This is a genomic window from Jiella flava (genome assembly GCF_017349315.1).
Classification (GTDB): Bacteria; Pseudomonadota; Alphaproteobacteria; order Rhizobiales; family Rhizobiaceae; genus Jiella; species Jiella flava.
Genome location: NZ_JAFMPP010000020.1, coordinates 1 through 12,352, shown reverse-complemented (window position 1 = coordinate 12,352; position 12,352 = coordinate 1). Strand labels below are relative to the sequence as shown.

The 12,352-nt window shown below is 64.4% G+C and carries 13 protein-coding genes and 1 pseudogene; 5 read left to right on the top strand and 9 right to left on the bottom strand.

Annotated features, from left to right (window positions below; all coding sequences use genetic code 11):
• Positions 1 to 46 precede the first annotated feature (46 nt).
• The 8 genes from J1C48_RS17290 to J1C48_RS17255 form a co-directional block, all read right to left on the bottom strand.
• Entirely contained in the window at positions 47 to 586 is a 540-nt protein-coding gene (locus J1C48_RS17290) for a chemotaxis protein CheD (RefSeq protein WP_207259261.1), read from the bottom strand.
• The gene (locus J1C48_RS17285; RefSeq protein WP_207259260.1) at positions 583 to 972 is read right to left on the bottom strand and encodes a response regulator; all 390 of its coding nucleotides are present in this window, start codon (positions 970 to 972) and stop codon (positions 583 to 585) included. Before J1C48_RS17285 ends, J1C48_RS17290 begins: the two co-directional genes overlap by 4 nt.
• Before the next feature lie 89 nt (positions 973 to 1,061).
• Complete coding sequence (locus J1C48_RS17280; protein ID WP_207259259.1) at positions 1,062 to 2,090, bottom strand: protein-glutamate methylesterase/protein-glutamine glutaminase; 1,029 nt, start codon at positions 2,088 to 2,090, stop codon at positions 1,062 to 1,064.
• 143 nt (positions 2,091 to 2,233) lie between these two features.
• Positions 2,234 to 3,130 (bottom strand): CheR family methyltransferase, encoded by an 897-nt coding sequence (locus J1C48_RS17275; protein WP_207259258.1) that lies wholly within the window; start codon positions 3,128 to 3,130, stop codon positions 2,234 to 2,236.
• Positions 3,131 to 3,245: 115 nt separating this feature from the next.
• Positions 3,246 to 3,728: a chemotaxis protein CheW gene (locus tag J1C48_RS17270; RefSeq protein ID WP_207259257.1), complete on the bottom strand. Its 483-nt coding sequence runs from the start codon at positions 3,726 to 3,728 to the stop codon at positions 3,246 to 3,248.
• Positions 3,729 to 3,733: 5 nt separating this feature from the next.
• Positions 3,734 to 6,028: a chemotaxis protein CheA gene (locus tag J1C48_RS17265; protein WP_207259256.1), complete on the bottom strand. Its 2,295-nt coding sequence runs from the start codon at positions 6,026 to 6,028 to the stop codon at positions 3,734 to 3,736.
• 80 nt (positions 6,029 to 6,108) lie between these two features.
• Complete coding sequence (locus J1C48_RS17260) at positions 6,109 to 6,480, bottom strand: response regulator (RefSeq protein WP_207259255.1); 372 nt, start codon at positions 6,478 to 6,480, stop codon at positions 6,109 to 6,111.
• Positions 6,477 to 6,791, bottom strand: coding sequence for an STAS domain-containing protein (locus tag J1C48_RS17255; RefSeq protein WP_207259254.1), 315 nt, complete (start codon positions 6,789 to 6,791; stop codon positions 6,477 to 6,479). Before J1C48_RS17255 ends, J1C48_RS17260 begins: the two co-directional genes overlap by 4 nt.
• Positions 6,792 to 7,488: 697 nt before the next feature.
• Here J1C48_RS17255 and J1C48_RS17250 point away from each other — a divergent pair.
• The 5 genes from J1C48_RS17250 to modC all read left to right on the top strand — a co-directional run bounded on the left by J1C48_RS17250 (position 7,489) and on the right by modC (position 11,517).
• Positions 7,489 to 8,466, top strand: coding sequence for a ribokinase (locus J1C48_RS17250; RefSeq protein WP_207259253.1), 978 nt, complete (start codon positions 7,489 to 7,491; stop codon positions 8,464 to 8,466).
• Positions 8,463 to 8,852 carry a LysR family transcriptional regulator gene (locus tag J1C48_RS17245; protein WP_207259252.1) on the top strand — a complete coding sequence of 130 codons (390 nt, stop codon included), beginning with the start codon at positions 8,463 to 8,465 and terminating at the stop codon, positions 8,850 to 8,852. Before J1C48_RS17250 ends, J1C48_RS17245 begins: the two co-directional genes overlap by 4 nt.
• A gap of 60 nt (positions 8,853 to 8,912) precedes the next feature.
• On the top strand, positions 8,913 to 9,674 hold the full coding sequence (gene modA, locus J1C48_RS17240) for a molybdate ABC transporter substrate-binding protein (RefSeq protein WP_207259251.1): 762 nt from the start codon (positions 8,913 to 8,915) through the stop codon (positions 9,672 to 9,674).
• Entirely contained in the window at positions 9,671 to 10,345 is a 675-nt protein-coding gene (gene modB / locus J1C48_RS17235) for a molybdate ABC transporter permease subunit (protein WP_207259250.1), read from the top strand. Before modA ends, modB begins: the two co-directional genes overlap by 4 nt.
• An 89-nt stretch (positions 10,346 to 10,434) precedes the next feature.
• On the top strand, positions 10,435 to 11,517 hold the full coding sequence (gene modC, locus J1C48_RS17230) for a molybdenum ABC transporter ATP-binding protein (protein ID WP_231081880.1): 1,083 nt from the start codon (positions 10,435 to 10,437) through the stop codon (positions 11,515 to 11,517).
• A 230-nt stretch (positions 11,518 to 11,747) separates the two neighbouring features.
• Here modC and J1C48_RS17225 read toward each other — a convergent pair.
• Positions 11,748 to 12,153: pseudogene (locus J1C48_RS17225) on the bottom strand (transposase); the annotation flags it as partial.
• Positions 12,154 to 12,352 lie beyond the last annotated feature (199 nt).

The window sequence follows — 12,352 nt, the reverse complement described above, 5'->3', positions numbered from 1 at the left end:
GTCGCGGCTCGCGACAGACCAAGCGGCTGTCGCATGCCAGGGCCGATCAGAATAGATCGACATCGCCGACCGATTGCGGCGGACGCACCGGAGGTGCCACCGGAATCTTCGGCATCGCCGTCTCTTCAAAGAAGATCTGACGGGCGCGGCCCGAATGGGGCCAGTACTCGATGCGCCGGCCCCTCGTGCCGCCGAGCGATCCACCCAGATGACGAATGTTTTCCATCTGCAGGAAGCGCTCGGCAAACGCCGCGTTCTTCGCCCCGACGTCGGACAGGCCGTCGACCGTGCGAGCGCCGCCGAACAGCTTGGCTTCCAGATGGTTGCGGCGCGCACCCTTCTTCATCAATTCGTTGACGAGAAGCTCCATCAGATAAAGCCCGAAGCTTTCCGTGCGCCCGGCATCGGCTCCGCCGCTGCCGGGAAGCAGGAAGTGGTTCATGCCGCCGATGCCAGCCTCAGGGTCGCGGATGCAGGCCGCAACGCAGGAGCCAAGAAGCGTCGTCAGAACGGTCTCTTCCCCGCGGGCTATCTTGGCTTCGCCCTGCATGATGTGGATCCGATTGGGCCGGCTAGCGGAAATCATTGCAGACGCCCCACCACCGCTTCGATAGTCTTTTTCAGCACCGGAACGGTGATCGGCTTCGCCAAGAAGTTGTTGACCCCGAGCTGCGCCGCCTTCATCACGAGCTCGCGGTCGCCCTTGCTCGTGAGAATGATGAAGGGCGTGCGCTGCGTCTTTTTGTACGACCGAATTGCCTTGAGGAGCTGGATCCCGTCAAGCTTCGGCATGTTGAAGTCGGAGATGATGATGTGACACGGGGTCTGCATCATCGCCTTCAAGGCTTCCTCACCGTCGCAAGCGAACACGATCTGCTTGATGCCGAGCTGCTCCAGTGCGTCGCGAATCAGCATCCGACTAGTTCTATGATCGTCAACGATCAGGACTTTCAGTTGATCTTTGATGCTCATGACGTGCTTCCTTCTGGGGACCAGTAGACCCGAATTTCATGAACGAAGTCTCTCATCCGCTCAAAAATTCGTTGTTTACTAGTGGCTTACTACGCCCCACTGAACAATTTCTTCGCAACCCGTCCCAGCGGCAACTGACGTTCCACTGCCCCGATCTCATATGCCACCCGTGGCATGCCATAGACGAGGGAGGTCTCCTCATCCTGACCAAACGTCTGGCCGCCGGCCCGACGCATTTCCAACAGCCCCTGGGCCCCGTCCCGTCCCATGCCGGTCAGAATGACGCCGCATGTCGAGCCCTTGAAATTCTTGGCGACCGACGAGAACAGCACATCGACCGACGGCCGGTGGCCGGAGACCGTCTCCCCCTCATAGAGGTCGATGATCGGCTGCGCGCCCGGCTTGACGATCATGTGGCGAGCGCCGCCGGGAGCGACATAGACGTGCCCCCGCCTCAGCGTCTCGCCGCCGCCAGCCTCAACAACCTTAGCGTGCGAAGCTCGATCAAGCCTTGCCGCAAAGGAGCCGGTGAAGGCGGCCGGCAGATGCTGAACGATCACCGTCGGCGGGCAATCAGCCGGAAATTCCGATAACACTTGCATCAGCGCTTCGACGCCGCCGGTCGAGGAGCCGATCGCAATCAGATCGGCCCAGCCTGCCTTCCGCATCCGCGCCGGCTCGGCGGCGACCCGCGCGACAGCCGCACCGGTCCGGCGCCGGACCATGCCGCGCTTAGCCATGGCCGCTTCCTTGACCAGATTCGGCAGCGACTCGAACATGCCCTGCTGCGCGCTCGGCTTGGCGATGCAGTCGAAGGCACCAATCTCCAGCGCAGCAAGCGTCGTCGCCGCCCCCGGCGCGGTGAAGTTCGAGACCATAATCACCGGCGTCGGCCGCAGGGTCATGATCTTCTTCAAAAACTCGATCCCGTTCATATTCGGCATCTCGACGTCGAGGGTCACGACGTCGGGATCGAGCTCCTTCATCTTGTCACGTGCTTCGTAGGGATTGGACGCTTCGCCAACGACGACAATCTCCGGATCGCGCTTGAGAGCATGGCGGATCAAGGCCCGCATCGTTGGTGAATCGTCGACGACAAGAACGCTCGCAGCGCACATTGGCGTGAATCTCCCTTGTCAATTCCAAGCCACCGGCTTGCTCTGCTGCGGCTTTTCTCAAAAATGGAAATCGGTTCGGGCAAAGCTCGGATCCGCGCTGGCAGAGATCTGCGATCCTCATGGCCAGCGCCAGCAGCGGCCGATCAACGAACCTTTTTGTAAGACGTGTTGCCCTGGAATTCGACCGACTGCAGCGCCGGTCCGGTGACCCTTTCCGAATGGCCGATGAACAAGGTTCCCCCCGGCAGCAACCGATCGACGAACCGCTTCCACACCCGCTCGCGGGTCGGCTGGTCGAAATAGATCGTCACGTTGCGGCAGAAAATCGCGTCGAACTGGCCGCGCATCGGCCACTCGCCATTGAGGTTAAGCTCCCGGAAAGCGACGATGTCGCGCATCGGATCGGTCACCTCGAACATCATTTCCGTTGCTCCCTGCCCAGCTGCACCGGAATCGGCAGCGCTCGGCCGGAACCACTTGCGGCGCAGATCCGTCGACACGCTCTCCAGGGCGCTCGCGCCGTAGACGCCCGCCCGGCCGGTCGCGACGACATTGGGATCAATATCGCTGGCCAGAATCCGCACATCATAATCGGCGGCATTGCCCATCATCGACAAGATCGTCATGGCGATCGAATAGGGCTCGTGACCGATCGAGCAGCCGGCCGACCAGATCCGCACACGCCCGCCGCGCTTGGCGTCGTTCAGAAGCGGCGGCAACAGCGTCTGGCGAAGATAGTCGAAATGATGCTTCTCGCGGAAGAAGTGGGTGACGTTGGTGGTCAACGACGCCAACATGGTCATCCGCTCGCTGGAGCCTTCGCGACCCTGGACGAGGGTACAATAGTCCTTGAAGCTCTGCAGGCCGAGCGCACGCAGGCGCTTTGACAGGCGCGAATAGACAAACGTCGCCTTGGTCTCGGCCAGGAAGATCCCCGCATCCTCGTAGAGCAACTTGGCGATGGTCGAGAAATCCTTCTCGGTCATCAAAAATTCGCCATTGCCCAACGAGGCGTTGCCCGTCTGCTTGGACGTCCGCATCGGGGACTCGCGCGTCGCTGTCACCGCCTGATACTCCTCGGTCGCAGCCGACCTTTGCCGGCGATGAAGTCATAGGGCGCCATGTGATCGACCTCGCCGCCCACGCATGTCGAAATCAGGCCACCGCCTGAAATTGCGGCAGCACATTGTCCGTCGCGATCAATGAGATCATCCGCCCCTCGATCGCCATGACCCCACGAACGAAAGTCTTGGCGAGGTCGGAGGCCAGATCCGGCGTCGGCTGTAGGATCTCGTCGGTGATTGTCAGGATATCGGACACCGCATCGACGAGCAGACCGAACAGCTGCTGCTCCACGCGGACGACGATGATGACGCTACGCGCGGTCGGCACCGTTCGGGGGAAGCCGAGGCGGGCCGCCAGATCGACGATCGGCAGGACCGCACCGCGCAGGTTGATGACACCATTCACATAGGAGGGCGCATGCGGCAATGGCGTCGCCTGCGTCCAGCCCCGGATTTCGCGCACCGACATGATGTCGACGCAGAACTCCTGCTCGCCGATGCAGAACGCGATGAGTTCACGCGCTGAACCGTGTTCGGTGTGGTTGTCGTTCTGGGGTAGCGAAAGCGTCGTCATTCTGCTCACTCCGCTGCGTGCTTCATGCTGCCGTTGAAGAAGTTGCCCTCGACCCGAGACGTTGCCACAACGGCGTCGACGTCGAGAATGAGAGCGACGCGACCGTCACCGAGGATCGTCGCGGCGGCGATCCCGGGCACCCGGCCGTAATTGGCCTCAAGACTCTTGATGACCACCTGGCGCTGCCCCTGGATCGCGTCGACGAGGAGCGCCGAGCGAGCACCGTTCTCGGCTTCGACCAGAATGGCAACACCACCGGTGGCGCTGGCCGGCTCATAGGCGTAGCCGAGTTCGCGAGCGACATCGACCAGCGGCAGGAACGTGTCGCGCACCTGCACCAGTCTGGCATCGCCGCCGAAGCTCTTCACCTCACTGGCCTTCGGCTGCAGCGTCTCGATAATCGCCGTCAGCGGCACGACGATCGTCTGTTCGCCGACCGAGACGATCATCCCGTCGAGAACCGCAAGGGTCAGCGGCAGGCTCATGGTGAATGTCGAGCCTTTGCCGGGCTTCGACGCGATCGAAACGCGACCGCCGAGCGCCTGGATCGAACGCTTGACGACGTCCATGCCGACGCCGCGCCCCGAGAGCGACGAGATCTTGTCCGCCGTGGAGAAGCCGGGCAGGAAGATCAGGTTGTCGATCTCTTCGTCGGACAGGTTGGCGTCCGCCGGAATAAGCCCCTTGTTGGCGGCGATTTCCTTGACACGCCTGCGGTTGATACCGCCGCCATCGTCCGAGATTTCGATAACGATGCGGCCAGACCGATGCATCGCCGCGACGCGCACTGTGCCCTCTTCCGGCTTGCCGGCGGCGATCCGGTCTTCCGGCTTTTCGAGGCCGTGATCGATGGCGTTGCGGATCATGTGGGTGAGCGGGTCGGCCAGACGTTCGATGACCGTCTTGTCGACTTCGGTCCATTCACCCTCGGTGACCAGCTTGACCTGCTTGCCGGAAATGTCCGCGACTTCGCGCACCAAGCGAGGCAGACGCTGGAACACCGACTTCACCGGCTGCGCACGGATCGCCATGACGCTGTCCTGGATCTCGCGGGTCAGCTGCTCCAGTTCGTCGAAACCGACGGCGACGTCCGAGGCCCGAGCCAGGCCCGCCTGATAGGCGCGCTGGGACAGCATCACCTGGTGGATCACCAACTCGCCGACGAGGTCGATCAGGCGGTCGACGCGTTCGAGATCGACGCGGATCGTCTGAGCGGCGCCGGCGCCGGCCGTCGCGCCCTTGGCGTCGCCGCCCGCCTCCCCCTTCGCCGGTGCGCTCGCGGCCGCCGGCTTGGCGGGCTCCGGCTTAACCGGCTCGGGAGCGGCCGCCTTCGGCGCCGGTGCCGCCGCCTTCGGTGCGGGTTCGGGCTCATCCTCTTCGGCCGCGACGGCAGGCTCGTCAGCCGCGGATTCCTCTTCGTCGTCGGAGGTCGCCTTGATCCGGTTCAAGATGTCGGCAATGTCCGGATCGTCGGCGCCGAAATCGTCATCCTCCTCGCTCTCAATCGCCTCGATCGAAAGCTCGCAGTCGAATTCGACAAATTCGAAAACCTCGCGGACCTTCTCCTCTGGCTCGGCCGTCGATAGCTCGATGGTAAAGGTGAGATAGGCGCCTTCCGGATCGAGGTTCTGCATCAGCGGAACCTCGGCGGTGTTGCAGATCACCTTGGCCTCGCCGAGGGCGTAGAGATCGCGCAGCACGCGAGTGGCCTCGTTGGCCTTGGCATACATGCGCGGCATCGGCTTGAAGACGATGCGGAAGGTGTTGTCGCCGCCATCGCCCATTAGCTCGCTGAGGTCGACCGCGACCGGGGTGAAATCGAGATCGCCCATGCCGTCGTCATAGACCGGCCCGTCGCTGGCCTCGCTCGTGCCGCCGCCAGCGGCCGTCGGAGCCGGCGGCTCCTCGCCCTTGGCAAGGGCGACGAGGCCCTTCAATTCGTCGATCAGGCTGGCATTGCGCGCCGCGTCCGCCGTGCCGCCGTCGCGGGCGACGGTGACGAGGTCGGCCAAGGCGTCGGCCGAGCGCAGCATGATCTTGATGACCTTTTCCGACGAGTCGAGCCGGCCGGAGCGCATCTCGTCGAGGGTGGTCTCGAAGACGTGGGCGAAATGGACGAGATCATCAAGGCAGAACGCGCCGGCGCCGCCCTTGATCGAATGCACGGCGCGGAAGACGGCATTGACGGTGTCGGAGTCCGCTTCGCCATTCTCGATCGCCAGAAGGCCCGCTTCGAGGTCGGCGAGCTGTTCGGCACACTCCTCGAAGAAGGTTTGCCGGATTTCGGCCATTGCGTCCATGATCTGTCTCTTTCAACCTTCGCGCCGGCAGTACGACGCCGGTTTTGCCTGGTCCCCTACGCGCTGCCCGCAGTCGCGCCTTAGGCGGCGACGCGGTTGATCGCGTCGACGAGTTTGGTCGGATCGAACGGCTTGACGATCCAGCCGGTCGCGCCGGCCAGACGGGCGCGCTGCTTCTTCTCGGCGTCGCTCTCGGTGGTCAGCACCAGGATCGGAATGGCGCGGCGGCTGCTGTCGGCACGCACTTCCTCGATGAACTGGAAACCGTCTTTGCGCGGCATGTTGATGTCGGTGATGATGACATCCGGCTCGCTGGCCATGCTGGCGAGCACCTCGATGCCATGCTGGCCATCTTCCGCCTGGACGACGGTGAAGCCGGACGAGGCCAGCGTGACTTTCAACATCTCGCGCATGGTGCGCGAATCGTCGATGGTAAGAATCGTGCGGCTCATTGCGCAACTTCCTTTTCGATAATGGCCTGCGGCGTCAGGCCCAGAACTTGGAGACCGGAGGTGAATGCATCGGACGGTTCGGCGATGGTGAAGGCCGCCATTTCGTCCTTCCAGGTCGCGGCAGCCGAGATCAGGATTTGCACGCACTGCGTACCGAGTCGCTCGACCTTCGAGGCGTCGATGACCAAGTCCTGCCCCCTCAACGCCATCAGCTTTTCCGTTAGCGGCGTCGCTGCTTTGAGATCCAGCACCTGCGGCAGGGCGAAGATCGTCCCCTCAACCGAAGTGGCCTTATTTGACTTTCGGGGCATCAGGACCTCTCCCTGCCTTCAATGAAAACGTCGTTGTGGATCGCCGGGGTCGGACCGGCCGAAATCGCTGTTCGCGTCCTGACAATCCAGTCGTCCGCTCCCCCCCGTTGAGGGCGGCGGCATTGCAATGGACCGTCCGGCTACGGGCGGCATGCTGCGGCGAGTGGGAGGCATGGCGGCCCCCTCGGCCTTATCTCTCCCTCGCCCAACGCTGCCGGTACGATCGGTGCCATGATCGGCGACGGCAGACCGCATGAGCCAATCCATCCCCCGCAGCGTCAGGGGAGAAATCCCCAACGGCACTACCCACTTCGAGAATGTCGTCATCTTCCGTCGATGCATGAACCGATCTCGGTGCCTTGTCGGCCTCTACGCCAGCGTTACGTTGGAAAATAGCCTGAAGCTCCTAATCAATTCTTTATCGGCGAAGTGACGTGCGATCCCTGCACGACGAAAATCTCCGCCGGATCTCGATAATTTTAGCTTATTTTACAATCTTCACGCGCTTTTCTTAATGATTCACCGCTGGAAATTGAAGCATATCCAAGTCTTCATTCAAGCTTTGACCAACAAATTTACGCCCCCCATAGAATACGTTACGCCATGCGCGAGGCTTGCGCGGCAGCGCTTGAGCAGATCCCGAGAATGCGCGACAAGGATAGAATCACACGACTTGAGGAAGGACGCTCGCCGCGCCATGTCGAATTCTGCCCTCTCCGGCCCCACCGTCTTCGTGTTCGGATCGGTCAACATCGATCTCGTCTGCCGGGTCGCAGCGATCCCGCGGCCGGGCGAAACGGTGCTGTCGGCCCGCTACGAGCAGCTTTTCGGCGGCAAGGGCGCCAATCAGGCCGTCGCCGCGGCGCGCTCCGGCGGCCGGGGCAAGGTCGCCTTTGCCGGCGCGGTCGGCGATGACGATCTCGGCCGCGCCGCCAGAGGCGCACTCGAAGCCGAAAGGATCGATACGACGCATCTTCGCCTCGGCGGCGAGCGAACGGGCTGCGCCTTCATCACCATCGACGCCAGGGGCGAAAACGCCATCACCGTCGCCAGCGGCGCAAATAGCGATGCCCGGGCCGCGGCGATCGATGCAAGCAGCTGGCACGCCGAGACCGTCCTCGTCCTGCAGATGGAAATTCCGCTGGCCGAAAGTCTTGCCGCCGCCCGGCGCGCCAAGGCGGCGGGCGGGCGCGTCGTCGTCAATCTCGCGCCAGTCCCCGCCGATCTCCGCACTGAGGATCTCGCCGCCCTTCTCGCCACCAGCGACGTCCTCGTCGTCAACGAGACCGAGCTCGCCGCCGCCGCCCGCCTCACCCAAGTCGGCCAAGTCGGCCAAGACGCGCCCGAGACCATGGCAGCGGCGCTCGCCGCCCGGTCCGCCATCACCGTGATTGCCACTTGCGGCGGCGATGGCGTGCTGGTCGCCGACGCCGCTGGCGCCGCCGGCCCGGTGACGCGGCTCGCCGCCCTCACCGTCGACGTGGTCGACACCACCGGCGCCGGCGACACCTTCGTCGGGGTCTTTGCCAGCGCCTTTGCCGCAGGGGACAGCGTTCTCGAGGCCGCCCGCCGGGCTGTCGCCGCCGCCTCGCTGGCCTGCCAGAAGCTCGGCGCCCAAACGGCGATGCCGCGGGCCGCCGAGATCGACGCTGCCCTGGCCCGGCGGCGCCCGTGACGAGCGAGCAGGCGGCCATTGCGCATCTCAGATTGCGCCTCGACGACCGGCTGAGCATCGGCCCGGGCAAGGCAAGGCTGCTGGCTGCGATCGAGGAGACCGGGTCGCTTGCCGCGGCAGGACGGCGGATGAAGATGAGCTACAAGCGCGCCTGGCTGCTCGTCGACGAGATGAACCGAGCCTTTCGCGAACCGCTGGTCAGCGCGGCGCGTGGCGGCTCCAGCGGCGGCGGGGCGAAACTCACCGAGACCGGCCGCACGGTTCTGACCGCTTACCGGGCGAGCGAGAGCCTGGCCGAGGCGGCGGTGCGCGCCCATGTCGAGGCGCTCCGCCGCCTTCTTTGCGACCCCACGAGCCGCAAAGAGGGCGGCGGCGATGAAAATTAGCGTGACAGGGTCGTCGTTTTCTGTTGAACGATATGTCCTGCAAAACATATCGGAGGATCTATGTCGCGCTTCATTTCCCTCGCCGCTGCGGCGCTGATGCTGGTTTTCGCCGACCCCGCCTCTGCGGCTTCGACGGTCGTCGCCGTCGCTGCGAACTTCACCGAGCCGGCGAAGAAGATCGCCGCCGCCTTCGAGAAAAAGACCGGCGACACCGTCACGCTAAGCTTCGGCTCGACCGGTTCGCTCTACACCCAGGTTAGCCAAGGCGCGCCCTATGAGGTGTTTCTCGCCGCCGATCAGGCGCGGCCCAAGCGGGCGGTCGAGAAGGGCTTTGCCGTCAAGGACAGCGAATTCACCTATGCGGTCGGGGCGCTGGTGCTTTACAGCTTGAAGCCCGGCCTGGTCACCGGACCTGAAGTCCTGAAGGCTGGCCGCTTTTCCAAGCTTGCCATCGCCAATCCCGATACGGCCCCCTACGGCAAAGCGGCGATCGAGACGATATCGAAACTCGGCATCTCCGGCACGCTGTCCGATAAGATCGTCAAGGGCAACAACATCGCCCAAGCCTATCAGTTCGTCGCCAGCGGCAATGCTGATCTCGGCTTCGTCGCACTGTCTCAGGTGATCAAGACAAAAGGCGGATCGCGCTGGATCGTGCCAGCCAAGGACCACACACCGATCCGGCAGGATGCGGTGCTGCTCAACACCGGCAAGACCAATCCGGCGGCCAAGGCCTTCATCGACTTCCTGAAGGGGCCGGAAGCCGCCAAGATCATCAAAAGCTACGGCTACCGCCCCGCCGATGGAGCCGCCAGCGGATGACGATCGATGAGGGCGACATCCTCTCGGCGCTGGTCCTGACGCTCGAACTTGCGAGCGTGACGACCGTTATTCTCGTTCTGATCGGAACCCCGCTGGCGTGGTGGCTGTCGCGCTCACGCTCCTTCCTGTCCGACGTCGTCGGAACGCTCGTCGCCCTCCCGCTCGTGCTGCCGCCGACCGTGCTCGGCTTTTATCTTCTGATTGCGCTCGGGCCGAGCGGTCTCGGCGGCCTTGTCGGCCTGCGCTCGCTTGCCTTCTCCTTTTTAGGGCTTGTGGTCGGCTCGGTCGTCTATTCGCTGCCCTTCGTCGTCCAGCCGATCCGCAACGCTTTCGAGGCGGTCGGCCCGCGGCCCCTGGAAGTCGCCGCGACACTACGGGCCTCGCCCCTCGACCGCTTCTTTACCGTCGCCATTCCGCTCGCCCGCTCCGGCTTTCTGACCGGCGCCGTGCTTGGCTTTGCCCATACCGTCGGCGAGTTCGGCGTGGTGCTGATGATCGGCGGCAACATCCCCGGCCAGACCCGCGTCGTCTCGATCGCGATCTTCGACTATGTCGAACAGCTGCGCTTTGCCGAAGCCCATATCCTGGCCGGCGGCATGCTGGCCTTCTCCTTCCTGGTGATCCTGTCCATCTCGCGGGTCGGGCGTCGGCTCGGCGACGTTCGCCCGTGAAATTTATCCCGAGCGCCCCCCGATCGCCGGATCAATCGGCCCCGGGCCCGCCCCCTCGGACCACCGGCTCGTCCGGCCTGTCGGTCGCCTTGTCCGGCCAACGCGGCGGCTTCCATATCGACGCTGACTTCACCGCACCGGCCCGGGGTGTCACCGCCCTCTTCGGCCCCTCCGGCTCCGGCAAAACCTCCATCTTGCGCGCCATCGCCGGGCTGACGCGGCTTGACGGCCGGGTCAGCGCCGGCGGCGAGATCTGGCAGGATGGGGGGTGCTTCGTGCCGCCCCACCGGCGGGCGCTCGGCTACGTCTTTCAGGAGGCGAGCCTGTTTGCCCATCTGTCGGTCGAGGGCAATCTTCTTTACGGCGCCAAACGCAGCGCCGGCGGCGTCGACGCCACGCTGCGCCAGCAGGCGATCGATCTGTTTGGCCTCGACAGGATGCTGAGGCGCTCGGTCGCCGATCTGTCCGGCGGCGAGCGCCAGCGCGTCGCCATCGGCCGGGCGATCCTGTCGCGGCCCCGGCTGCTGCTGATGGACGAGCCGCTCTCCGGCCTCGACAGCCAGGCCAAGGACGACATCCTGCCCTTTCTTGAGCGCCTCGCCGGTGCCTTCGACCTGCCGATCCTCTATGTCAGCCACGACATCGGCGAGATCGAGCGGCTGGCGAGCCATATCGCCGTGGTCGAAGCCGGCATGGTGAAGGCCAGCCGCGCGTTGAACGCGGCGCTGACCGATGTCAGCCTCGGCTTCGTCCGCCGTCCTCATGCGGCCTCGGTGCTGCCGGCCCGCGTCGTCGGCTTTTCGAGTGCAGACGGGCTTGCCGAGCTCGATCTCGGCGGCCAGCCGGTCTATGTCGACGCCAGCGGCCCGACCGAACTCGGCCTGCAATGCCGTCTACGGATCGAGGCGAGCGACGTCAGCCTGACCCGGCAGACCCGCGAGGCCGCCGGCCTGTCGACGATCCTCAACACCCTCACTGTCGAGATTTTGGCGATCGAACCGGCCGGCCGCGCCGATTTGGCCATCCTCCTTGCCCTTGACGGCGCCAGCGAGCTGACCTTCATCGCCAAAGTCACCCGCCGCTCGGCCGGCCGCCTGACGCTGCAGGTCGGCGACCGCCTGCTCGCGCAGATCAAATCGGTGTCCCTGGCAACCGCCCCGGCCGGCGCCTGATCGCGGCCTCTGATCGTGAGCCCTGACCGCAGCCCCTCCTCCGGTGCGTCCTGACGCGACCTGGCCCAGCCCGGCGCGTCTGCCAACGTCATCGGCCGAACGGTCCGCATCGACCGGCAAAGGCGATCGCCGTCTCGTCGAGGGGCATCGTCTCGATCGCCCCGATAGCGGGTCAGCCGACCGCCGAGATCTTTATCCTCAACACCATGTCCCGCAGCGTCATTGCCGTAGCGATAGACCCGACCGAGCGCATTGATAACCGCGACGAGCCGGCCCTCGATCGCCCCATCCAGGAGCCGGTCGCGGTTCTTCGAGAAGGTCGAGTGGCCCCACACCGGGTTGTCGATGCCGAGCCCGGCGAACCAGCGGAACAGAAGGTCAAACGCCAGTCGCTCCATCATCTGCCGCTCCGAGCGGATGGAAGAGAACGCCTGGAGCAGCATCGCCCGCAGCATCTCCGGCGCGATCGATGGCCGCCCCAGGCCCGAGTAGAGCTTGGCGAAGTCGCTCGACAGCGACAACAACGCAGCATCGGCGACGTCCCGGATCAGCCGCAGCGGATGATCCGGGCGCACCCGCTTCTCCAGATCCACATAAAAGAACAGCTCTCCTGTCCGCTTGTCCCGTTCCGCGCATCTGTCCCTCGCTCTTGGGGACGGATTGAATCACGCCAGCAACGCCAATACGAGTAACTTCTTCAACACCCTGCTAGAGCGTCGGGCGGGAACGCTGAATCGAGATTCCGTTTTTTGCTGAAGTCTGATTCTGTGGTGCTGGAGGTGCGCCATGGGGAAAGCAGTTTCAGCAGATTTGCGGCTTCGGATCGTTCGGGGCA